The 22766-nt window shown below is 29.6% G+C and carries 24 protein-coding genes; 12 read left to right on the top strand and 12 right to left on the bottom strand.

What is annotated here, in order from left to right:
- Positions 1 to 4 precede the first annotated feature (4 nt).
- The 5 genes from frr to thrA form a co-directional block, all read right to left on the bottom strand.
- Entirely contained in the window at positions 5 to 559 is a 555-nt protein-coding gene (frr, locus tag Q0T35_RS01815; protein ID WP_293916468.1) for a ribosome recycling factor, read from the bottom strand.
- Positions 560 to 602: 43 nt separating this feature from the next.
- Positions 603 to 1310 (bottom strand): UMP kinase, encoded by a 708-nt coding sequence (gene pyrH, locus Q0T35_RS01810; protein WP_293916466.1) that lies wholly within the window; start codon positions 1308 to 1310, stop codon positions 603 to 605.
- A 253-nt stretch (positions 1311 to 1563) separates the two neighbouring features.
- Positions 1564 to 2859 (bottom strand): threonine synthase, encoded by a 1296-nt coding sequence (gene thrC, locus Q0T35_RS01805; protein WP_295840706.1) that lies wholly within the window; start codon positions 2857 to 2859, stop codon positions 1564 to 1566.
- Between the two features lie 24 nt (positions 2860 to 2883).
- Positions 2884 to 3822: a homoserine kinase gene (locus Q0T35_RS01800; RefSeq protein ID WP_293916462.1), complete on the bottom strand. Its 939-nt coding sequence runs from the start codon at positions 3820 to 3822 to the stop codon at positions 2884 to 2886.
- A 177-nt stretch (positions 3823 to 3999) separates the two neighbouring features.
- The gene (thrA, locus tag Q0T35_RS01795; RefSeq protein WP_295840704.1) at positions 4000 to 6447 is read right to left on the bottom strand and encodes a bifunctional aspartate kinase/homoserine dehydrogenase I; all 2448 of its coding nucleotides are present in this window, start codon (positions 6445 to 6447) and stop codon (positions 4000 to 4002) included.
- Between the two features lie 319 nt (positions 6448 to 6766).
- Here thrA and Q0T35_RS01790 point away from each other — a divergent pair, with 319 nt between their 5' ends.
- Positions 6767 to 7096, top strand: a complete 330-nt coding sequence (locus Q0T35_RS01790; RefSeq protein WP_295840702.1) for a multidrug efflux SMR transporter — start codon at positions 6767 to 6769, stop codon at positions 7094 to 7096.
- 325 nt (positions 7097 to 7421) lie between these two features.
- On the opposite strand, the gene Q0T35_RS01785 is transcribed toward Q0T35_RS01790, so the two are convergent.
- Positions 7422 to 7823, bottom strand: a complete 402-nt coding sequence (locus Q0T35_RS01785) for a helix-turn-helix transcriptional regulator (RefSeq protein WP_293916456.1) — start codon at positions 7821 to 7823, stop codon at positions 7422 to 7424.
- Positions 7824 to 8591: 768 nt separating this feature from the next.
- The gene (locus tag Q0T35_RS01780; RefSeq protein ID WP_295840698.1) at positions 8592 to 9407 is read right to left on the bottom strand and encodes an amidohydrolase family protein; all 816 of its coding nucleotides are present in this window, start codon (positions 9405 to 9407) and stop codon (positions 8592 to 8594) included.
- Positions 9408 to 9610: 203 nt separating this feature from the next.
- Between Q0T35_RS01780 and Q0T35_RS01775 the strand changes: the two genes are divergently transcribed.
- A complete protein-coding gene (locus Q0T35_RS01775) occupies positions 9611 to 9958 on the top strand; it encodes a helix-turn-helix domain-containing protein (RefSeq protein WP_293916452.1) in 348 nt (115 codons plus the stop codon).
- Positions 9959 to 10178: 220 nt separating this feature from the next.
- Here Q0T35_RS01775 and Q0T35_RS01770 read toward each other — a convergent pair whose 3' ends face one another.
- Complete coding sequence (locus Q0T35_RS01770) at positions 10179 to 10376, bottom strand: hypothetical protein (RefSeq protein ID WP_366937719.1); 198 nt, start codon at positions 10374 to 10376, stop codon at positions 10179 to 10181.
- 505 nt (positions 10377 to 10881) lie between these two features.
- Here Q0T35_RS01770 and Q0T35_RS01765 point away from each other — a divergent pair.
- A complete protein-coding gene (locus tag Q0T35_RS01765) occupies positions 10882 to 11256 on the top strand; it encodes a winged helix-turn-helix transcriptional regulator (RefSeq protein WP_295840697.1) in 375 nt (124 codons plus the stop codon).
- A 26-nt stretch (positions 11257 to 11282) separates the two neighbouring features.
- Here Q0T35_RS01765 and Q0T35_RS01760 read toward each other — a convergent pair whose 3' ends face one another.
- From Q0T35_RS01760 to Q0T35_RS01750, 3 genes are all read right to left on the bottom strand, one after another.
- Entirely contained in the window at positions 11283 to 12140 is an 858-nt protein-coding gene (locus Q0T35_RS01760; protein WP_295840670.1) for a carboxymuconolactone decarboxylase family protein, read from the bottom strand.
- Between the two features lie 78 nt (positions 12141 to 12218).
- Positions 12219 to 12461 carry a hypothetical protein gene (locus Q0T35_RS01755; protein WP_295840667.1) on the bottom strand — a complete coding sequence of 81 codons (243 nt, stop codon included), beginning with the start codon at positions 12459 to 12461 and terminating at the stop codon, positions 12219 to 12221.
- Positions 12462 to 12649: 188 nt separating this feature from the next.
- Positions 12650 to 13468, bottom strand: a complete 819-nt coding sequence (locus Q0T35_RS01750; RefSeq protein ID WP_295840666.1) for an AraC family transcriptional regulator — start codon at positions 13466 to 13468, stop codon at positions 12650 to 12652.
- Positions 13469 to 13744: 276 nt separating this feature from the next.
- Between Q0T35_RS01750 and Q0T35_RS01745 the strand changes: the two genes are divergently transcribed.
- A complete protein-coding gene (locus Q0T35_RS01745; protein WP_295840665.1) occupies positions 13745 to 13948 on the top strand; it encodes a hypothetical protein in 204 nt (67 codons plus the stop codon).
- Between the two features lie 293 nt (positions 13949 to 14241).
- Here the strand turns inward: Q0T35_RS01745 and Q0T35_RS01740 are convergent, their stop codons facing one another.
- A complete protein-coding gene (locus Q0T35_RS01740; RefSeq protein ID WP_295840663.1) occupies positions 14242 to 14520 on the bottom strand; it encodes a hypothetical protein in 279 nt (92 codons plus the stop codon).
- 496 nt (positions 14521 to 15016) lie between these two features.
- Here Q0T35_RS01740 and Q0T35_RS01735 point away from each other — a divergent pair, with 496 nt between their 5' ends.
- From Q0T35_RS01735 to Q0T35_RS01700, 8 genes are all read left to right on the top strand, one after another.
- Positions 15017 to 17377, top strand: coding sequence for a phage baseplate assembly protein V (locus tag Q0T35_RS01735; protein WP_295840661.1), 2361 nt, complete (start codon positions 15017 to 15019; stop codon positions 17375 to 17377).
- A gap of 48 nt (positions 17378 to 17425) precedes the next feature.
- A complete protein-coding gene (locus Q0T35_RS01730) occupies positions 17426 to 18391 on the top strand; it encodes a hypothetical protein (protein WP_295840658.1) in 966 nt (321 codons plus the stop codon).
- Entirely contained in the window at positions 18388 to 19275 is an 888-nt protein-coding gene (locus Q0T35_RS01725) for a hypothetical protein (protein ID WP_295840656.1), read from the top strand. Before Q0T35_RS01730 ends, Q0T35_RS01725 begins: the two co-directional genes overlap by 4 nt.
- A gap of 9 nt (positions 19276 to 19284) precedes the next feature.
- Entirely contained in the window at positions 19285 to 19635 is a 351-nt protein-coding gene (locus tag Q0T35_RS01720; protein ID WP_295840654.1) for a DUF4280 domain-containing protein, read from the top strand.
- Positions 19636 to 19987: 352 nt separating this feature from the next.
- Complete coding sequence (locus Q0T35_RS01715; protein WP_295840653.1) at positions 19988 to 20404, top strand: hypothetical protein; 417 nt, start codon at positions 19988 to 19990, stop codon at positions 20402 to 20404.
- A 627-nt stretch (positions 20405 to 21031) separates the two neighbouring features.
- A complete protein-coding gene (locus Q0T35_RS01710) occupies positions 21032 to 21217 on the top strand; it encodes a hypothetical protein (protein WP_295840651.1) in 186 nt (61 codons plus the stop codon).
- 293 nt (positions 21218 to 21510) lie between these two features.
- A complete protein-coding gene (locus Q0T35_RS01705; protein WP_295840648.1) occupies positions 21511 to 21792 on the top strand; it encodes a hypothetical protein in 282 nt (93 codons plus the stop codon).
- A gap of 92 nt (positions 21793 to 21884) precedes the next feature.
- Positions 21885 to 22739 carry a DUF2726 domain-containing protein gene (locus Q0T35_RS01700; RefSeq protein ID WP_295840645.1) on the top strand — a complete coding sequence of 285 codons (855 nt, stop codon included), beginning with the start codon at positions 21885 to 21887 and terminating at the stop codon, positions 22737 to 22739.
- The last annotated feature ends 27 nt before the right edge of the window (positions 22740 to 22766 follow it).

Below are 22766 nucleotides of genomic sequence, written 5' to 3'. Positions count from 1 at the left end.
AAAATTAAACAGTCAGGATCTCTTTTTCTTTGTGAGATAAATGTTCTTCGGCTAATTTCACATATTTATCCGTTAAGGATTGAATCTGTTCCTCTCCGTTTTTCTTTTCATCTTCAGAAGCACTTTCTATCTTTTTAATATCCGCATTAGCTTCTTGTCTTGCTTTTCGAATACCTACCTTAGAATTTTCACACTCCGCTTTTGCCTGTTTTACCAAGTCTTTTCTTCTTTCTTCGGTTAAAGGAGGTATGTTTATAATAATATTTTCACCATTATTATTAGGAGTAAAACCTAAATTAGATTGAAAAATGGCTTTTTCTATAGCGCTTAGTGTAGACTTTTCCCAGGGTTGAATGCTCAAAGTCATACCATCGGGAACAGAGATGTTGGCAACTTGAGATAAAGGAGTAGGGGCTCCGTAATATTCCACTAAAATGTTTTGAAGCATTAAAGGATTTGCTCGTCCTGCACGAATTTTATTAAAAGCAGATTCTAAATGCCTTAAAGAGGACTCCATGCTTTCCTTTGTCGTTTCAATAATTAAATTTATTTCTTCCATAATTTTCTACTAACGTTGCCTTGCAAATATAAAATTTAATTAATTAAATTGAAACTAAAGTCCCTACTTCTTTCCCTTCAATAATTTTTCTTAAATTTCCTTCTTTATTCATATCAAAAACAATGATAGGAAGTTGATTTTCTTGACTTAACGTAAAAGCTGTCATATCCATGATCTTAAGTCCTTTTTCATATACTTCGTCAAAGGAAATGCTATTAAATTTTACTGCATTTTTATTTTTTTCAGGATCCGTATCGTAAATACCGTCTACACGAGTTCCTTTTAAAATTACCTCAGCATTAATTTCGATAGCTTTCAAAGTAGCAGCCGTATCTGTAGTAAAATAAGGATTTCCGGTTCCCGCTCCGAATATGACCACTCTACCTTTTTCCAAATGCCTGTCAGCTCTTCTTTTAATAAAAGGTTCAGCGATTTGGTCCATTTTTATAGACGTTTGCAAACGGGTATGTACACCTAATGCTTCGAGTGAGCTCTGAAGTGCCATTCCATTGATAACCGTGGCAAGCATTCCCATGTAGTCTCCTTGAACTCTGTCAATTCCGGTTGCAACACCTGCTACTCCTCTAAAAATATTTCCGCCTCCGATAACTATAGCAATTTCCACCCCCATGTCAGAGATTTCTTTAATTTGTTTAGAATAACTTTGAAGAATATCCGAGCTTATTCCATATTGTTGATTTCCCATTAAAGCTTCTCCACTTAACTTTAAAAGTATTCTTTTATATTTCATGATATGCTAATGTGTTTTTATTATTATTTAGATTAACTAATGTATTTGAAAGTAATAATGTTACTTTATGATTAATAAGGAGGGAAATAATAAAGTAAATATATACAGAAAGTAGTATAATTATAAATGAAATCATTTACTATGAAATTTTCTGCATGCAAATATAGTAAGGAATTTTTAAAATTTATTAAGATAATTTTATGATTTCCTTACAAAATTTATATTTACTTAATGGTTAGATCCCTCAAAGATGTTATTCACTTATAAGAAAAGCTTTTAAATTTGAAAAGTTATTTTCAAGAGAAGTAGCTGAGCTCTTTTTATTTTCGAGTTGCTGTATTTGATCCGGTATAGTAATTTTATTTTTAAAATTATCAGGATAGACATCTATGAATTTACAAGGATGTGCTGTAGATAAAAATATTGTGAAATCCTCCGGATGGTTATACTTTTTTGCGGCTAAATAAGCTACGGCAGTATGAGGACAAGCTATATAGTTATAGTTTTTATATAATTCATTAATGCTCTGTATGGTTTCCGAATCGGTAAAGGAGTAAGCAGAAATAAGATTACGCAACGCATCCAAATTTTCATTAAATAAGTCACTAATACGCACCCAATTGCTTGGGTTACCAACATCCATAGCATTGGATAGTGTTTGTACAGATGGTTTAGGCTCATAAATTCCTTTTTGTAAATAAACGGGAACCGTATCATTAACATTGGTAGCGGCAACAAAATGTTTCACGGGAAGACCAGCTTTATAGGTAAGTAATCCGGCTCCTATATTACCGAAATTTCCGCTTGGTACTACAAAAACAATATTTTTTTTATTTATCTTGAGAGCTTGCGCATAAGCATATAGATAATAAAAGGTTTGAGGTAACAAGCGTGAAATATTTATAGAATTTGCTGAAGTTAATCTTAACTTAGCATTAAGCTCAGGATCATTAAAAGCCATTTTTACTAAGGACTGGCAATCATCAAAAGTACCGTTAACCTCAAGAGCGCGTATGTTTTGTCCGTTAGTAGTTAATTGGAGTTTTTGAATTTCACTAACCTTACCTTTTGGATATAAAATAGTTACCCGTGTGCCCGGAACTCCTAAAAATCCCAATGCTACAGCGCCGCCGGTATCTCCCGAGGTAGCTACCAAAATATCGAGTGTTTTATCTTTATTATCGGATAAATAAGCCATCACCCGACTCATGAAACGAGCGCCAAAATCTTTGAAAGCAAGAGATGGACCGTGAAATAACTCTAACACAGCCAAATTTTCATCTAACGAAACTAATGGAGCATCGAAATTGATTGCATCCTTAATTATTTTTTCCAAGTCATTATAGGGAATATCTTCTCCAATAAAAGCATGAGCTATTTCCAAAGCTATTTCATCAAAAGAATATTGCGTGATATTCTGTATAAAATTTTCCGATAGTTTGGGAATTTTCAATGGCATATACAAGCCTTTATCTGAGGGGAAGCTGGTAAAAACGGCTTCTTTAAAAGTTACGCTAAGATTTTTATTATTAGTGCTGTATAATTTCATTATCGTATGGTTATGCTTTACATTTTAAAGTACGGTTGCTCCCTGAATATTTACAGGAGAAAAATAACCGTTACTTTCTATTTCGTTCTTTTTAAGATGTTCTTTAAGCTTTTTCGTAATGTTTTTTGCCGATTCTATTCCTCTCGTAAAAGCAACTACTGAAGGTCCGGATCCGGATATTCCAAATCCCAGAGCTTTCTCTTCTTTAGCAATTTTCTTCATAGCTTCAAATTCTGGTATTAAAATAGATCGTGTAGGCTCGATGAGTTTATCTTCAAGGCTTCTTGAAATTAACTCATAATCCTCATTAAATAAGCCGGTGATCAATCCGGCAATATTTCCCCATTGGGAAACCGCATCTTTCAACTCTATTTTATTCTTCAAAATCTGTCTCGCGGCTCGGGTTTGTACTTCTACATGCGGAAAGATAATTGAACAGCAAAGCTCTTTAGGTACAGGAAGATTAATAACATCCAATGGATTGTAGCTACGTATTAGAGTTATGCCCCCCAAAAGCGAAGGAGCAACGTTATCGGCATGACCATGTCCGCAGGCAAGCTCTTCACCTTTTAAGGCAAATGGGAGTAGCTCATTTTTAGATAAAGGTTCGCCTAAAAGTTGATTAATAGCAAACAATCCCGCTATAGTACTTGCCGCACTGGAACCTAAACCGCTTCCGATTGGCATTTTTTTATGAAGTTCAATTTCAATCCCGTAGTTTTTTTTACCCAAGAAATCCAGAATCATCTTTACACAAGCGCTTACCGTATTTTTATTCGGATCTGTGGGCAAAAGCCCCTGATCTCCGGTTATTTTAGTTATTTTTATTCCTGGCTCATCAACGCGTTTTAGTAATACTTCATCGCCGGGCTCATTCAGTGCTAAGCCTAAAACATCATATCCACAAATAAAATTAGCTGAAGTCGCGGGAGCAAAAACGTGCACACTATCTTTTTCTCTCATCTAAATTTGAAAACGTTCAATTTTATTTAGACAAATGTAAGCTAATTATATTTGATATCAAAAGCCTTGTATCCTTTATACAATATGTTTATTAATGGTTTAAATTTGAAAAAATACGTACTAAAAGCTTCTGAATATAAAAATTTAAAACAATATAAAGTCTATAGATCAAAAAATCTAATTGGCACCTACATTAATTAAATCAGCAAAAACGCCAGCAGCTGTAACTTCAGCACCTGCTCCCGGTCCTTTTATAACTAACGGATTAAATTTGTATCTTTCTGTAGTAAAAGAAATAATATTATCACTTCCCGTTAAATTATAGAAAGGATGGTTGGAATCTACCCATTCAAGGCTTATAGAAGCTTTGCTGTTTTCCAATTTTCCGATATACCTTAAAACTTTATTTTCATTTTCGGCCTTTTCTTTCAATTGGTTGAAATAGGAATCTGATTTTTTTAATTCTTTATAGAAATCATCTATAGATGGGGCATTAATACAACTTTCAGGAAGAATAGCTCCTAAACTTACATCTTTTCCTTCTACCACATAACCAGCATCTCGAGCAAGAATCATCATTTTACGCATAAAATCTTTTCCGCTTAAATCTTCCCGAGGATCGGGCTCTGTATATCCTAACTCATGAGCTTTTTTTACGACCTCATAAAAGGAAATCTTTCCGGTAAAATTATTAAAGATGTATGAAATCGTACCGCTTAAAATAGCTTCAATCTTAAGAATTCTATCGCCGCTGGTCATTAAGTCTTTTAAGGTTCGAATAATCGGTAAACCGGCACCTACGTTCGTTTCATAAAAGAAATCAACCCCTCTTCTTCTAGCTGTGTCTTTTAAATCTTTATATTCTTTATAGGAAGACGAATTAGCAATTTTGTTACAAGTAACCACGGAAACATTCGATTCAAATAATTCTTTATAATAGGTCCCTGTGACTGGACTTGCGGTATTATCTACAAAAATGCAATTAGAAAGATTTAATAATTTTATTTTTTGGATAAATGTGTCCATGTTGGATACCTCTCCGGCATTTATAGCTTTTTCCCATTGGGTAAGGTCGATTCCTTCTTCATCAATAATCATTTTTCTGGAATTGGCGATCCCTGATATTTTTACTTCAATGCCGTTATTATCGCGTAAAAAATCACTCTGAGCTTGAATCTGACGCAATAAGGTAGTTCCGATATTTCCGGTTCCGACACTAAATACATGTAGTGTTTTAGTTAATTGAGTGAAAAAAGCATCATGGACTGCATTGAGGGCTTTGGATATGTTCTTGCGTTTAATGATTACCGAAATATTATATTCGGAAGATCCTTGGGCAATAGCATGTATGTTAATTCCGTTTCTTCCCAGCGCATGGAATAGTTTCCCGGATATTCCCGGAGTTTGTTTCATATTTTCTCCTACTATGGCCAAAACGCATAAGTTTTCTTCAATAATCGGAGGGTTTAATTTATTGGTTTCCAATTCTAACTCAAATTCGCTCCAAAATAATTGCTTCGCCTTTTGTACGTCTTTAGGCTCTATAGCGAAAGTAATACTGTGCTCTGAAGAAGATTGGGTAATGAGTATTACATTGATATGTTCTTGGGCAAGTAAGGAAAAAAGTTTACCGCTAAATCCTATCTGTCCGATCATTCCGCTCCCTGTAATATTGATAAGGCTTATTTCGTTGATTGAAGAAATTCCTCGGATCGGATACATATTTTTATGAGTATGTTCCTCAATTCTGGTTCCTTCGAAGGTAGGATTAAATGTATTTTTTAATACAATTGGTATTTTTTTTCGAAATGCCGGAATCATAGCGGGTGGATAGATAACTTTTGCTCCGAAGTAAGATAATTCCATTGCTTCCGTATAGGAAAGTTCTGATAAAGAAAATGCCTTTTTTACAACACGAGGATCGGCTGTTAGCATACCGTCAACATCAGACCATAGCTCAATTTCTTTTGCATCTAAAGCAGCAGCAATGATGGCAGCTGTATAGTCGCTTCCACCTCTGCCTAAAGTAGTAATTCTATTATTTTCATTGGATGCAATAAAACCGGTAAAAAAAAGTATATTTTCGGTATGTTGTTGATAATATTCTTTCAATAAATGCTCTGTAAGAGGAGTATTTACTCGTGCATTTCCAAAATTATTATCTGTTTTTATTAAAGCAGAAGTGTCTACATATAAACTATTAGAAAAATATTGTTTAGCAATTTGACTTAATAAAAATGTGGAACATTTTTCTCCATAACTTATAATGAGATCTTTGCTTTGTAGGCTGAGTTCTTGTAAGCTGTATACGCCTTGTAAAAGGTCTTCGATTTCATTAATGAAAATCTTAATTTGGGTAAATGTCGGATTCTGATTTTTCACCGCAATCATTTCCTTGATAACCGTAAAATGTTTTTGTTCAATTTCTGTTAGTCCCGTTTTAAAATCATATCCTTCTGAAGCTGCTTGAGCTAAGTCTGTTAAAATGTTAGTTACTCCTCCCATGGCAGAAGATACTACATGAAATTTTTCACCGGAAGCATGTTTTTGCTTCAAGATGTCAATTACATTTTGAATGCTTTGACTGGAACCGACGGATGATCCTCCAAATTTTACTATTTTCATATAAATGCTATCAATTGGTTACAATTTTAGTGATTTTTTATAGTATTAGAAAATATTACTTTAAAATTACTTCGAAATATTTTTATAATTAAGAAGACATAAGATACAATAATTACTTAATGTATGATGAGGTGTCTTTTATAATTCATAAAAAAGATATGAGATATATAAAAAAATTAGAAACCTGTAATTATTACAATTTACCTTAAATTAAATGAAATCTTAGAAAATATGCTTAGAACTTTGAAAAATTAAAATAATAGATAAAAAATAAGTTTTTCTTTATTTTTGCAAGGAAAAAAGAGATTTATAGAAAAAAATGAATTGGATACTGTTAATTATCGGAGGTTTATTTGAAGTAGGATTTACTTTTAGTTTAGGGCAAGCAAAAAATTCACATGGCAATGCCGTTTATTATTGGTATGCTAGCTTTTTAGTGTGTATAATTTCAAGTATGCTTTTACTGATAAAGGCCACGCAAACCTTGCCTTTAGGAACAGCTTATGCTGTATGGACCGGAGTAGGAGCAGCGGGTACAGTATTATTGGGAATATTTGTTTTCAAAGAACCGGCAACATTCTGGAGAATCTTTTTTATCATTACTCTTGTAAGCTGCATCATTGGATTAAAATTCGTATCTAATCATTAAGTATAAAAGATATTGAAAATAAATATTGGTGTTTATTTTATTTAATAATGCTGCATATCTTATATAATTGATGACCTATAATTACCTTTTAAGATAAAAAATGTTTTTGCAATTGTGTAAATTTTATAAAATCAAAAAGCAATTAACCTACATTCCTAATTATCGGGCTAATCTTAAAACTCATAATTTGTTTTAATGACTTTTTGTGATGTAGTCAAAACTTATCTTTTTCATAATTTAATGTTACTGTTTTTATTAGTAACTGTCATATGAAATCGTGACTATTTCAAATATGTGGTATGAATATGAATTTTTAGAATTTTCTTTAATTACTATCCTTAGACAACTTTTCTATTAAAATATCCTTGTCTTTTAATAATTGCTTATAAAGTTCTTCTTTTTCAGAGTATAACTCAATAATTTTATCAATAGGGTTGAATGTACATTGATAATTGAGACTACTATTATCATAAAATGATTGAAAAAAGTTTGTCAAATTTTCATCAGTCATATTTTTAATAGCATCTACAGAAACTTTCAATGCCTGAGAAACTTTCTCTAATATTTTTTCATCTAATGCTTCTTTTTGTTCATAATCTGAAACAGTTGCTTGGCTAACACCTAAATCAAAAGCTAAAGACTCTTGCTTAATTCCAAGCATTTCTCTTAATCTTTTTATATTTCTTCCCTGATGTACTTTTTTATTAGGTGCTGTATCTGTATTCATAATAAAAGTATTTTAGCAAAAATAAGAAAAATCTGATAAAAAGAGACCTGTATTTTATCGGTAAAAATGTATAATATAAAGGACTTATCAATACTATATAGATTTATTTTATATTTTTTGCTTCAAAGTGTTGTGTTATGAATAAGAAAAACAAAAAACTATGTATAGAAGCTAAAGTTGTCTGAGAGCAATTCGTAAAAATAAGTATGAAAAAATATTGTTTAACTCTAGAAATAGATAGCTATACTGATTTATCTTGTTTATTTTCTACCTTAGTTCATATATCTCAACAATCTTTATTTTTGAATGAAGAAAAAGTAGAATAACATATATGAATTGATATTTACAATCTTTTGGAATTTACTAATAAACTAATTACTCTTTCTTGGTTGGAATTGTTAGAAGGGGTTAAGGATATTAGTGTCCTATAATTAGGTGAATAATATGTTATTTTTTAGATTCTATATAATAGAAGAATAACCTAATATAAGTTGGTAAATTTTAAAAGGCTTTTTCTCTTGAAATTTTTTTCTATGTTTTGATTTGTATGAACCTTGAAACAAATCATTGTATTTGATAATGTTTTAAGCAGTTTAAAGTAAATATTGAAGAACTCTCTTTTAATTTAATCATTCATTGGCATATGTTTTTTAAGTGATTTATAAAGTAGAAGTTTATGAGTAAATCGATATATGCTTATGTAAATATTACCTTTGAAAAAAGCTTATTTTTATCTGAGTGCGTACATCGAGAATAATAACAATTATTTTAATCTATCTTCAAAAGTTTTTGGATATTTCCACCTAGTACTTTTGCTAAAACATCTTTGTTTTTACAAACTTCTTCAATTGTTATTCGAGATAATAATATATTTCCGTATGGATAATCAACGCCGAACAGAGTTTTATCGGGTAATTCTTCAATTACAGTCTTTAAAGCTAACGTAGAATAATTAGCAGAGGTGTCAATGTATATATTAGTTGTATTCTTTACTATATCAATAGCTTCTAACCAATTCATTCCACCCATATGACCCAAAATTACAGGAACTGATGGATATTTTTGTGCCATAATTTCTATTTCTTGTATATCTTTAAGTATAAGAGGATTGAGAGTATGTATCCACAATGGAATGTTTTTGGTCTTACTCGAAGCTTTAAATACATTTTCTAATAAATAAATGGAACCACTAGCTAGAGTAAACTCACCTATGCCAACCAATTCTTTAGCGAGAAGTTCTTTTTCAATATATTCAACCATTTGAACGGTATTAAATGATAGGGGAATTGCCCCAAAACCGATAAATCGATCGGGGTATCTTTCTATTGCAGTTAATAATTCTGTTTCAGCATCTTTCGCCTTAAGTTGAGCCAAAGAAACATTTCCGTTAAGAATTGAATTCAACTGATTCATTTCCTTTCTCAATTCATATAGATTCTTTGTCTTTTCTGGATGTACTAGGGTTCTAAATAATATTGTTTTGTTTATTCCTGCTTCATCCATTAAATGAATATGATCTTCGAGCGGGAATGTGACATGAGAGTGATTATCAATAACAAGTAATTTTTGATTAATATTATCCATTTTGTTTCCATTTAAATTGTTTGTTTACTTCTAAAGTCTATTGTGCTAATGATAGCAAGTATCAATAAAATTATTTTCTATTTAATGAATAAAATTTTATTTTTGATTTATCAAAAGTATTACATAATGTTTTAAAAAACAATACGTTACTTTTGAGTTTACTATATAACCTAAAGGTTAGTAATATTGATTATTTAATACTTATGAATAAAATTTTAATAAAAAGAAAACCCTGTGATAATAAATGTCCTCTTCGTATTGTAATGCATCGATTTGGAGATAAATGGTCTATTCTCATTATTCAAATATTGAGCGAAGAAAATATATTACGTTTTGGAGAATTACTCAGTAGGATTGATGGGATTTCTCTAAAAGTTTTTTCGTCTACGTTAAAGATGCTAGAGAAAGATGGTTTTATTTCTCGTAAAGTATACCCTGAAGTTCCACCTAAAGTAGAATATAAACTAACCAAATTAGGACAAGGTATACTACCTTACATTGAAAAGATAAGTACTTGGGCAGAGAATAACATTAAGAGAAAGAAAGAATAATATTTTTCAAGTAATATTATTTTAAATGTTGTTGAAAATAAACAAAATGATGTTCAATAGAAAAATGCCAATATATGATTGCCCGTCTGGCTAATAAATGTTGCGGGAATATTCTTTTTATAGAGATAATCAATTAATTGAAAAGAACTTTGGTATAATATATCCTCAGTACCACAATCAAAAATAAATGTTTTTCTAAAGTCATACTTTTTGATGAGAGCTAACTATAATCAGCCCAATCAGTTTTATTTCCAATTGACCTTTCCAGATCATCGATCATTCTCGTACTGTTACAGAATTCTATGCTGACTTGCCTAAAAAGAGAAAAATTAATATCTATGGTCCCACTTGTAGAACCCGCTGTATTAAAATCATGAGGATGAAGAATAAAATACCGTAAAGCCCCATATCCCCCCATACTCAGCCTAGTGATGAATACATTATTTTCATCAATACTAAATTCTTATATGTATTTTTGGTACAAGATCATTGAAGAAAAAACTTTCATATCTAAGATTTATATCATAAGGGATATCGATATAGTATGTGGTAAAACCTTCAGGACAAACAAGAATCATATTGTATTTATCAGCAATACTTTAACAATCAATTGTTCTACTCCATTAAGTATAATTCTCCGAATATCCATGAATAAATACACTAAGGGATATTTCTGTTGCGCATTGTACCTTTATACTTAAAGACTAATGCAGGGATTTCATTGTTATAATGGGTTGATTTCAATGTTGTTTTATCTTGAGAAAAAACTGTTATACCCATACTTATTATCAAGGCTAATAAGATAATCCTTTTCAAAACATATACATATTTTAATTAAAGATGACAAAAGTATATACTATATACAATGCATCATTATTTGTATATTTACACCTAATTGTATGGTACTGACATTTTTGTAAGTAATGGGTAAGAGAAAGGAAACATCAACTAATTTCGAGAATAAGGCTATTCTATCAGGAGAATGCAATCAAATTTATGCCTCAAGTTTGATTAGTGTTCAATGGACTCTCATAATCTGTTGTCAATTAGCTTATGGTAAAATGCGTTTTAGCGAATTAAAAAAGAGTATTCCAAATATTACAGAACGAATGCTAACTTTACAGTTACGTAAAATACAAGAAAATAGACTTGTTATACGAACTGCTTATGCAGAAGTACCACCCCGAGTAGAATATGAACTCACAGCTATAGGAAAAGAACTGATTCCAATTCTTGAACAGCTAGGAGAGCGGGGTGATAGGCATAAAAATGCATTGCTAGTGGATTTTAAAGAATAGTCAGTATAGAAAAATAGGACTATTTATTATTTTTCCTTTTCATTGATCACTTCTTTTAAAGAGTTTGTACCATTAATGGAAGAAGGAAACCCTGCGTAAACTGTTATTAATAACATTATCTCTTTTATCTCTTCCACATTCAATCCAATATTTAGACCAGCCTTAATGTGAAATTTCAATTGCGGTTGAACATTTCCTAAGGTAGCTAAAGCCGAAATGGTAGCTATTTGACGATATCTTATATCCAGATTGTTACGTGAGAAGATATCACCATATCCATATTCAATTGTAAATTGGACTAATTCAGGAGATAAACTTTGATAGCTGTCTTTCAAAATTTGTTCCTGATCACCTTTCAACATTGCTAAATATTTAGCACCTAAAGTATATCTATCCATTGATTTATTAGTAGATGCAATTTTTCCTTCTTTATCAATGATCCCTTTAGCTTTTCTTTCATTTAATACCTCTTTTAAAGCATTCATTGCATTAATACATTTCGGAAAGCCACAGTAGACAGACATTTGCAAAATAACCTCTTTTACTTCATTGATAGAACTTCCAGTATTCAATGCTCCATTTAGATGAACTTTGAGTTGAGGGATAGCTCCTTGTGCAATTAAAGACGATATAGCAACAATTTCTTTTGATTTGTTATCTAAAGAACGTAGACTGTAAACTTCACCGAACGAATATTCGATAATAAATCTGCTGAGTTCTGGCGATATGTCTTTTAATCCATTAACTACTCGCTCACCTGCTTCTCCATCAATTTCTTTCAACTTATTCCAACCTTGGGTGTATTTATCTGAAACATTGTTTGATTGTGAGTAAATAAATGTAATATTTATAAGAGTTAAAAATAAAAAAGTGTATATTTTCATATTTGATAGATTTTAATAAATGATAACAAAATTTTAACTTCTAGTTTATTAGTTTAGAAACGTAAAAACAGATTTGACCTATAATTTTTCAGCTTTGCAAACAGCAAAATCATAATATTTCCAAATAATATCAATATCCTTAAACCCTGCATTTTTTTCCATATCTAGATGCCCCATCAAAGAAATTGGTCTGTCTTCAGCATAATAGTTTGGTAACCACTTCTCATTTATCTCTTTCATCTCAACAGATATATTCATATATTCAACCCATTTTTCAATAAATGTATCTTGTAGTTTATTTCTAAAAAAGATATAGTTCATATGAATTTTGTAAAATTATATATGCTTTATTTTTTTATTTAGTGATAAAAATTATATTGGGTTAATACTTCGGCTGTCATGCTCTTAAAAAAAATACAGCCTTGGATAATTAACTTATTATCAAAACAATATTAATTTAATTGACTAACACAAAATTAGTTTAAGTATTTATATTTGTTGTAGGACTTTTATTTGTGTTTTCGGTACTTTTTCAAAAAATCATAAGGAGATAAGGATGTTCGTTTTCTAAAAATACGAGAGAAGTAGGAACTGTCTTTAAAACCGAGAGAGAAGGCTATCTCGTTTATATTATTTGAAGTATATATTAATAAACGTTTTGCTTCTATAACTTTAAGATCTAATATATATTGCTTTACTGATACTCCTGTATGAGCTTTACAAATGTCATTCAAGTTTTTTACTGAAACTCCTATTTTGTCAGCGTACTCTTCGATTTTAGTACGGTGAAAATCTTCAAAAATAGTCTGCTTTAGTTTACTAATAGTTTTATCAACATCCGGTTTTACAACTTGATTTTCTTTGGATATCCTTTGTAAAATAGAGTATAAATATAAAATTCCTGCCTTAATATTTCCATTAGTCAAACTATCATTACATTTTGTCTCTGTCAATAGATGAATGAATATGTTTTCGATAGATGATTTGTTATCAGCAATATCTAAGCAAGATGCAATTTCATTTAAGTTTAGTTCCAAGGCCAAAGTCGAATCACAGATTAATACATAACCTTCACTATTTTGTGAATAATCCCAATTATGAATTTGTTTCGGACTGACTAAAAACATTCGATTAGGGATTATTTCATATTCTTGCATATCTATCACATAGAATCCACTCCCTTGAGTAAACCATACTAAGGAATAGAAGTCGTGACGATGAGGCCATTCTACATCAGCATCTTCGGTGTCTTCAAATGTTCCTACGAAATATGGAATATGTTGAGAGGGTAAACTTAGTATATCAGAGACAGAGTATTCTTTCAGCATATTCCAAATTTAATAAAAAACTGCTAATTTGATAATTGAATATTATTTATTCATATTTCATCCAATATTCAATCCTCTTTTTACGTCTATTCTCTTTTTGACTAGACAATTCAGTAAAAGCCTGATAAATCTAATTAAATAGCATATGAGTTTCAATCATAAAGATCTTTAATTTCTGATTAAGTTCAGAATATCCCCTAACATATTGGCAAGCTTGACCGAGGTGATAAACATGTGTGAGATGCAATATGTTGATAATCTATTTTTTTAAATTACATGTCGTTGCTGCCTGTTTCAAGTATATATTCATCTTTTGATGAGGTAGGACAGATAAAAATTGCTTTCTCAATGTTTTTCCCTTCTCTTCATCTTCATGATACATGGGAGACATCATTGAGAGGTTTAACAGTAATGTGTTTACCGTCTAGCTCGAAATCTCGATATATCGTAATGATTTTTATTTTTGCAGGATTGATTTAGTTATTCAATTTAATTGCAGAGTTTGTTTTTCATAACAAAGCATTTTCAATAAGTAGAAAGATTATAAAAAATATAATTTTATTGCACAGCTATTCCAATTTTCGAACAATGAATAATATCTGGATAGTAATCATTTACTACCTAAAGTTTTTAAAATACTTCTATCAATATGAGTGAACCTATACTATTATTTTGCTTATGTAAAACGGATAAATTACACTTATTTACCAATAAAGATGAGTTGGCAATATTTTTAGAAATAACAGCTTAAATCTTAATTCTGCAATATAAAATCAATCCTGATAATAATCATCAGGTACTTCATTTAAAAAACCATTAGCAATAGGCTGGTTATCCTCATTATTTATATAAAGGTAAAATCTTTTGGTATATGGAGAAATATCATCATCAACCAACAACAAATATTCTGCAGGAATACAAATTTCATTTTTATCATCAGTAATCTCCTCTTTAAATTTCTTGTATTTTTTATTTTCAATTAGCGTCCAAGTGCCGGAACAATCTAAGGAAGGATAATAAACCTTATATTTTGAATCATTTATTTCTTCCAAAACAATACTCCAGATATCATTTATATCTCTCTGGAAGCCAATTCCTAAAAAATTTTTTTTTGAGAGAAGATCAATACAGGCAATAACAATAGGATAAAGACTATTTTCTGTTTCATAAGGTGAAATTTTATCGACAAAAGTATTATAAATTAATCATTATTAAAAGCATAATAAATATTTATTTTCACCCCGAACAACCAACTAATAGATTACAAATTTTTTATTTCTGTATAAGAAAAAAAATCTTTCCCTATTCATGAATTCTGTCCCTGTTAAGAAAAACTACCTTTACATTTGTGTTAGGGTAAAAAATAAGGCTTACTAACACAAAAAATAAATACTTCAATCCCTTGCCAATAAAGGAATTAGGTTGTAATGTGACAAAAATCATATACTTGTTTCACTTCATTTACGGAAATCCTTAAATACAGGATAAACTAAATATTTATTTTGGTAATATTATTTTTATTAGTTAAAACCTTGCTTAATCCTTTTTATGAATTCAGAAATCAATCGGTCTTTTTCATGGAGTGAACCCAAGAAAGAATCTACTTCCATAGCTACCTACAGTTCCTTAGCAGATGGAAAGAGTCATATTATCGGAGCTTTTGTTAAAATAGATGGAAAAGAGGTCTTTACAGGTGGTGGGTCTTTCAGCATAAAATTAATCCAGAAAACCCTTGACCATTCAACCCTTACCATTCATTGCAGAGCAGATGAATTTGATTCAAATTCAGGTCTTCCTATGTCAGAAACCAAATATCTGGGAGGGAAAAAAATATATATTGAATTCAAGCAGTTCAACCAAACTACTTTTTATTTTAATGGACTCATTACAGAGATAAAAAGAAGAAAACAAGGACAGGATTCATTTTTGACTATTCGGGGTATATCACCAGATGCCTTGCTGGAAGATGGAGCTATGTGTCAGAGCTTTGAGAACAAAACCCTTGATGAGATAGTACAATCCCTTTCTTTAGGCTTACCCTCAGACCTTTTGACTATAAAAACCAAGCCCAAATATAAAGATAGGATTTCTTACACCACACAATACCAACAAACCCGATATGAGTATATACAGATGCTTTCCAAAAGATATGGAGAATGGCTCTATTGGAACGGAGAAACACTGGTATTCGGAGGATATGGAGGGAAAACAGTAGAATTATTGGATTCAGAAGATATGGAAGATTATGAAATCCACACTAAATTAATTCCTCAAAATTTCTCTTATCAGGCATATCACAGTAGTCAGGGAGAAGTTATTCAGTCAGGTTCTGATAGTTTACAGAAACAAAATATTAACAATCATTTCCAGCAACAACTCATAGAAACTTCTAAAGATATTTATCTTAACCAGCCTGAAAGCTATTACAATCATTCCTTACTGGAAACAGGAAACAAGGAGCTGTCAGAACTGGTAAAAAGACAGAAGCGGTTCAGGGAGAATGTACTTTTTATAGAAGCTAAGACTTTTAATCCCAATATTAATATTGCAGACGTTATCAAAATAAAGGAGTATAATTTCCAAAGTGAAGTATTTAAAAATAAAATTATTCCTATGGAAAGTTATTTGGTTACTGAACTGGAGCATTATTTTGAAACAGGAGAAGGCTACTATAATACTTTAAAAGCCATTCCTCATGAGCAGTTTATTCCACCCTATTACGATGATAAAGCCTATCCCAAAGCAGAAAAGCAAAGGGCAGAAGTTACAGAAGTAGATGACTCTTTAGGTTTAGGAAGAATAAGAGTCCAATTCCCATGGCAGAAAGCCACTAACCAACAAACTCCATGGATTAGGATGTTACAGCCCCACTCAGGAGCAGACAAAGGATTTAACTGGAAACCTGAAATTGGAGATGAAGTGATGGTAGATTTTGAATCCAACAGTATGGATAAGCCTTTTGTGGAAGGATGTATCTATAATGGAAAACAAAAAAGCGGATATGACAAAAAAGGCAATAACCTGAAAGTCATTAAAACCAGAAGTGGACATATAATCATGTTGGATGATACAGAGGATAAACTTAGTATTACCATTACAGATAAGGCTGGAAATATGATTTACTTTGATACAATGGACAAAAGTATCAGGATTGAAGCCCCTGAAACCATTGAGATTATAGCAAAGAACCTGAAAATGCTGATAGAAGAAAAAATAGAAATCCGAGCAACAGATATAATCACCACAGCTAAAAATGAAATAACACAAAACAGCATAGGGAAAACCCAGATACACAGCAGTTCCAATATGGAAATATCCGCAGATAAAATCGCAGATATATACGGAAAACAGAAACTAATCACCTATACCAAAGGAAATGCAGAAATGGGAGCATTAGGACGAACCCATGTACATGGTACAAATGCTCTGTTTACAGCCAAGAACCAACTGGACTATAAAGCCCCACAGATGGGAAGACTGGCACAAAGCGGAGAGTTTTTATATGGAAAAGAAAAAGAGATTACAGATATAATAGTAATGGATGAAAATTTTGAGAAAGAACTCAATGAAAGTTATTTTGATGAGGAGGTTAATTTACTGGTTCATACCAGAAACTATGAAGAAGGAGAAGAAGTTACTATTATGATAGAACAGGAGGATTCAGAAGAAGAATATACCCTGACAGGAACGGTAGATAAAGAAGGAATAGCAAGGATAAAAAAAATACTATTTGAAAAAAATGAAATTCAACAAGATATTCCAGAACAAGCAGATGCAGAAGATGAAAATAAAGTTTATAAAACCTATAAAGGAAAAGATTACACCAAAATAGAATGGGATGAATTTGAAGAAAAACAATGGGAGTATCACCAATATAAAAAAAAGAGTAAAGGTTTTTTTGACTTTTAATAAAAAACGTTATCAAAAATAAGATTAACTTTATAAGACAGATTTGTTATGCCAGAACCGGAAAACGAAAAATGTATAAGATTGAAAATAGATTGTCCTCCTAAGAAAGATGGAGGGTTAAAAGCAGTAGAAGACAGGCAGAGAGAAAAACAGGATATGATGAACAGAAAATATCCTAAACAGAAGATAATCATTAAGAGTGGGAAGATAAAAAAAGAGCATAATATAAAAGATAAAATAAAATGTGTTGCCTACCATATTTACTGGAACTCTGAAACAGAAGGGAAGATAGAAAAACATATTCCTAAGCAAATTACAGAAGGGTTTGAGAATAAATATCAATACATTTACCATGATAAAGAAGGTAAGGAACATGAAATTTGTACTGTGAATTGGATGGAGATAATTGGTAGAGAAAAAGGAGTTAGAGTATCTGGTGTTCCTAAAGGATATATAAAAACTTATAAATATCCTACTTCAGGAGGTGGTGATGCAAGAAATGGCTATGAATATGAAAATGGAGACATTTATGTAGATGGTGTTGGAGGGTATGGAAATAGGAAGTACCCTAAACAAAATGGAAAAGTGAAAATAGTAAGAATGAAGGATTCGCTAAGTTATGCAAAAGGAGATGTAAAGATTTATTATACTTTTCATGGTTCAGACAGGAGATATTGTAGCCCTGAATGTTATGCGGGATTTATAGGAGCTTTAGGGGAATTAAACAGAACAGATATACAATCTACAGGAATGTGTTTTGGAGATGGAACCAGTTATCCAAGCGTAAGCCATAATAATGGACGAAGTGTAGATACGAGGTATTTATCAAATTTTAATGATGAAAAGAAAAAAGTATTAGCATTTAAAAAATTCTTTTTTACTGATATTATTACAGGAACAGGAGGATGGTATAAAAATCTTCCTTCTCATAAACATATGGGAGACCATAATGATCATTTACATGCAGGAGTAATTGATAATAAAAAAGTGAAAACTATAGAAGAAGTGAAATGAAAAAAATATTTTATTATATAGTATTTATTTATCTTTTGATAATTATATCCTCTATTTCTTGCTGTATAAAAAAAGATTCATTTAATCCTAAAAAACAGACTATACTATTTAGCCCAAGCTTAAATGATACAATAAAACAGCTTGTGTTGTATAATTACCCAAAAAAATGGAGCTTTTATTTAGATGAAACTCCTGCATATAATTCAGTAAAAGATTCTCTGACAGATGAAGTTTTTATGAATTTGTTATCTATAGGCTCATACTCTACATTGAATCAGAGCTTTAATATATTATCAGATTCTATGATTAAAGATACAATAAAAAAAACTATATTGTATGATTACCCAAAAATTAGTTTATATGTTGATGAAGTTATTAATGATTCATTAAAAGCTTCTTCATTTGCACATGAAATGAAAAAAATTATGTGGAATGAAGAAAATATTCATACAATAACTTTTGGTTCAAAACTGAAAAACTTTAATGATTCAGAATTAAATAAAATCTTTTATAAAGAATTACCAAAATTTCATATGTCATTTAATTGGAAATGGGATGTTCCATATTTTATTGGAGTTTTATATGAAAAAGAAGATTATATTTTGAACATTTATAGAAATGGATATTCTTATGAAAAATGTTATAAACGGGATAAATATTTGTGTGATTTTTATGTTGTAAATTATATATTACTGGAAGTAGTAAATAAAAAAACAAAAGAGAAAAAATATTTTATTTCAAACATTGATACTAATTGTAAATATCAATCATTTAATAGAATATATTATTTAGATATTCTCAAAGATAGCTTAACTATAATTGATTTTTATTGGGATGAAATAGATAGATATTTTTTAGAAAGAAAAGAATATAATTTAAATTAACAATATTTTATGTCTCAACCAGTAATAGAAGGGAGCAAACTACAATGTGATAAAGGAACTTTGCAAACTCCCATACAAGTAACCAGTCAGAACTTTTCCAGAATCGGAGAAAAACTATCTGCTACAGAACAAGAAAAACAAGCAAATACTAATATAATACCTTTTGGAAAATGTAAGCTCAAACCGACATCAGGAGGATATTTACCTTGTACACCTTCTTTGATTAAATGGGAACAAACCTCACCTTTTACTATTGAAGGAAAGAGAGAACTAACTACAGATTCTTATTGTATGTGTTCTACAGGTGGAAAAATAACACCTTTGGTTGATGGTAATAGTAGTTTTGAGAGTATTGGATAATGGAAGAGAAAAAAGATAATTATCAATTACAAGAAGAAAATACTATATATAAAGTAATTTTAGAAGAAAATCGAATTAAAAAAAGGAAAAAGATAATAGAATAATTTTATCCATATTTATTTTAGTAACATTTGTAACTAGATTACTGTTTTTTTAAATGATTTCTTTTTATTGGTATACCTATCACTTTAGAAATCATAATTATTGTATTCTTATTTATATTAAGAACATCAAAATATTAAAGATATAAATTTTATTAAAAATAAAGTTAAAAATTACAATCCTAAAATAACTACACTATCATTTATTCAGGGTATTGATTGGGATGATGATTACCTAAGGGAATTTTGGTTTGGAAAAAATTGAAAAAGAATTTGCTAATATTCCTATTGACATAATTAAAATTCATTTGAAATTATTAAAATATAAATTATCAGATAAACCTGTGCTAAACTATACTGAATTATTGGCTGTAATTGGGATGGTATTAACTACTACATTTGCTATAACTAAAGATTTAAGAAAACAAGATTATTTAATTATTAATACATTCATTTTATTAATTGCATTTTCGTTTTTTCTACTTATTAGAAACTTGAGAAAAGACAAATACGATGAAAATTTAAATCATTATAAAGAAACTGTCAGATGGTGTCAATTTTATGAATATATACTACATAAAAGAGGAACAAAAGAACAGCCTATAGAAACTAAAAAAGTTGAATCAACTCATTTAATCTGTAAAATACTCAATAAAATAATAGGTTAATTATTTATAATAGCAAAGATTTAATCTAACAGTTATAAATTCTCTATATTTATCAGATTACTGTTTATATTAAAGATTTCCTCGGTATTCTTTACCTAAAGTTAGAGTTATTAGATAAGATTAAAAATATATCAGGATGAAAATTTATATTATCAACATTTTTGAATGCTCTATAATAATTCATACTTTTATCTTTGTAAGATGAAAAAGGTATGTTAGGAATATGTAGAATATGTAAAAAAGAAAAAAAAATTAAGTTTTGAACATATTCCTCCAAGATCTGGATTTAACAAAAATACAAGATATAGATAAATTCCATTTAAGGATTTTGCTGTAAATGCTAAAGATTATTTATGTGAAGACTGTAATAATTTTTTAGGTTTAAAATATGTTAATGATTATACAAACCTTGCAAATATATGTTTGAGCGTTATCAATCAAAGCCTTAAAGGAGCCAAATTTTATGAATTTACTATAAAAGATATTAATTTATTAAATTATATCAAACAAATAATATTAATATTTATATGTAGTAATGAGACTTATTTTACAGATGCTTATGAAGGGCTAATAGATTTTGTATTAGATGAAAATTCATAAAATCTCACTGAGAGATATAAAATTTATATGTATTTAATGAACGAAGGACAAGTTAGAAATGGATGTTTTTCAGTTACAAATAAACATGGAGTAATTTGTGAATCTTCTTACCCTCCTTTTGGTTTTGTTTTAAACATTGATAATTCTAACCCAATTTTAGAATTATCTAATGTAACAAATATGAAATATTATTATGAAAAATCAAATAAATAACTCTAAATTAAATAAATATCCTACATATTCCCCATTTCCTTTAGACTTTAGGGTAAAAGGAGATTGGGATAATAATATTTTTAAGCAATAAATTTAGAAAATAATTAACAATAAATGGTTAATTACTTCTTAATAAATTTAAATTGAACATATTCATATATTATCTAATTTTATCTCTTTAAAATTATAAGAAAATAAAAAATGAAATCTAAGTTTATATATATTGGAAAAATAACAATTCAATCTTTACGAAATTATATTCTTGATAATGGAGTCACAGAAATGATACGATATTGCTAAATACAAATAATTTTGATGATATAGTCTTAGAGTATAGAAGGGAATATAATGAAAGTTTAATTGTACCATATTTTATTGTTACAGTTTTAATTGCGGAAGATGCTAAAAATGAAGTTCCTCTAAATAGAATAATTGTATTAAAAGATGATGATGAACATATCAGAAGTGTTGATAGTTCTCTCAAATATACTTTATGTGATGGAAAATATGCTTATAGATGTGATTTATGTGGAGATGTTTTAGATGAAAGAGGAAATATTTTGTGGGATAAATAAAGAAAAAGAATTATTGCGTATATTGAAAATAAGTTAGGGGAATAGTCGGGAATTGTTGTAAAGATGAATTATATAAATAAATTTGATCATTTATGAAAAGAATAGATTCAGAATCAATTTTTCAGCTTGTGAATAAAAAGGATTGGACTAAAATTATTGAAATTTTTAAGGATAATGATAATTACAATTTTATTATAAATGAGCCTGTTTTAAAACCATTAATTGATAAGTATTTTATAGATGAATTATTAACGACTAATGACCCGGCATATAAACACTGTCTTACAAATTTTTACGTACTTCATGAAAGCCCCAAATACGTATTTAAACTAAATGAAAATAATTATAGAAAATTAATTGTAAAAATTGTAGAAGTTGAGAAAGATTTAGCTACGGCATATAATTATGCTACTATATTTAAAGATGAGCCTATTTGTAAAAAGATTATAGAGCAGTACCAAAGAGAACTGCCAAAAATTGTACAGCACTCGCAAGAGTCAAAATTATATGTGACAGAAAATAAAAATGTTAGTAGTGTTAATGCTTCAATAAGTTTATTTAAATCTAACCAAGAATATAGTTTCTACAAAGCTATCAGAGAAATTTACCCAACATATTTCGTAATTCCTAATGTATCTTTAAATGCTATTATAAATTTTGATATGATTAGTAATAAATTATCTTCAGAAGAAAAAAAATATTTCTTTGGAGCACTTATTGACTGTGTTGTTATTGATACAGAGAATAATTATAAGCCCATTAAATTTATAGAGTTAGATAGTCATTATCATGATAAAGAGAAACAAATTAAAAATGATAAAATGAAAGATAATATTCTTGCTGTAGCTGGACTAAAACTTATAAGAATAAGACCAATTAAGAAAAACAGTAATGAAAATGATTTTATTACACTTATTAGAGAAACTATTTCAATAGATGTAGACTAATATAGTTTAACTTAATTAGATATTTTT

Source organism: uncultured Apibacter sp., from assembly GCF_946479295.1.
Taxonomy (GTDB): Bacteria; Bacteroidota; Bacteroidia; order Flavobacteriales; family Weeksellaceae; genus Apibacter.
Note: the sequence above shows the minus strand (reverse complement) of the source record. Positions and strands in the feature narration are given on the sequence as shown.

What these genes read in the sequence shown, in the direction of transcription:
- Q0T35_RS01800 (WP_293916462.1), bottom strand. Translation starts at nt 3,822, where the DNA reads ATGAGAGAAAAAGATAGTGTGCACGTTTTTGCTCCCGCGACTTCAGCT.
- Q0T35_RS01765 (WP_295840697.1), top strand. Translation starts at nt 10,882, where the DNA reads ATGGGTAAGAGAAAGGAAACATCAACTAATTTCGAGAATAAGGCTATT.
- Q0T35_RS01720 (WP_295840654.1), top strand. Translation starts at nt 19,285, where the DNA reads ATGTCTCAACCAGTAATAGAAGGGAGCAAACTACAATGTGATAAAGGA.
- pyrH (WP_293916466.1), bottom strand. Translation starts at nt 1,310, where the DNA reads ATGAAATATAAAAGAATACTTTTAAAGTTAAGTGGAGAAGCTTTAATG.
- Q0T35_RS01775 (WP_293916452.1), top strand. Translation starts at nt 9,611, where the DNA reads ATGAATAAAATTTTAATAAAAAGAAAACCCTGTGATAATAAATGTCCT.
- Q0T35_RS01730 (WP_295840658.1), top strand. Translation starts at nt 17,426, where the DNA reads ATGCCAGAACCGGAAAACGAAAAATGTATAAGATTGAAAATAGATTGT.
- thrC (WP_295840706.1), bottom strand. Translation starts at nt 2,859, where the DNA reads ATGAAATTATACAGCACTAATAATAAAAATCTTAGCGTAACTTTTAAA.
- Q0T35_RS01785 (WP_293916456.1), bottom strand. Translation starts at nt 7,823, where the DNA reads ATGAATACAGATACAGCACCTAATAAAAAAGTACATCAGGGAAGAAAT.
- thrA (WP_295840704.1), bottom strand. Translation starts at nt 6,447, where the DNA reads ATGAAAATAGTAAAATTTGGAGGATCATCCGTCGGTTCCAGTCAAAGC.
- Q0T35_RS01755 (WP_295840667.1), bottom strand. Translation starts at nt 12,461, where the DNA reads ATGAACTATATCTTTTTTAGAAATAAACTACAAGATACATTTATTGAA.
- frr (WP_293916468.1), bottom strand. Translation starts at nt 559, where the DNA reads ATGGAAGAAATAAATTTAATTATTGAAACGACAAAGGAAAGCATGGAG.
- Q0T35_RS01725 (WP_295840656.1), top strand. Translation starts at nt 18,388, where the DNA reads ATGAAAAAAATATTTTATTATATAGTATTTATTTATCTTTTGATAATT.
- Q0T35_RS01750 (WP_295840666.1), bottom strand. Translation starts at nt 13,468, where the DNA reads ATGCTGAAAGAATACTCTGTCTCTGATATACTAAGTTTACCCTCTCAA.
- Q0T35_RS01780 (WP_295840698.1), bottom strand. Translation starts at nt 9,407, where the DNA reads ATGGATAATATTAATCAAAAATTACTTGTTATTGATAATCACTCTCAT.
- Q0T35_RS01735 (WP_295840661.1), top strand. Translation starts at nt 15,017, where the DNA reads ATGAATTCAGAAATCAATCGGTCTTTTTCATGGAGTGAACCCAAGAAA.
- Q0T35_RS01770 (WP_366937719.1), bottom strand. Translation starts at nt 10,376, where the DNA reads ATGGGGGGATATGGGGCTTTACGGTATTTTATTCTTCATCCTCATGAT.
- Q0T35_RS01700 (WP_295840645.1), top strand. Translation starts at nt 21,885, where the DNA reads ATGAAAAGAATAGATTCAGAATCAATTTTTCAGCTTGTGAATAAAAAG.
- Q0T35_RS01745 (WP_295840665.1), top strand. Translation starts at nt 13,745, where the DNA reads ATGTCGTTGCTGCCTGTTTCAAGTATATATTCATCTTTTGATGAGGTA.
- Q0T35_RS01710 (WP_295840651.1), top strand. Translation starts at nt 21,032, where the DNA reads ATGTATTTAATGAACGAAGGACAAGTTAGAAATGGATGTTTTTCAGTT.
- Q0T35_RS01790 (WP_295840702.1), top strand. Translation starts at nt 6,767, where the DNA reads ATGAATTGGATACTGTTAATTATCGGAGGTTTATTTGAAGTAGGATTT.
- Q0T35_RS01760 (WP_295840670.1), bottom strand. Translation starts at nt 12,140, where the DNA reads ATGAAAATATACACTTTTTTATTTTTAACTCTTATAAATATTACATTT.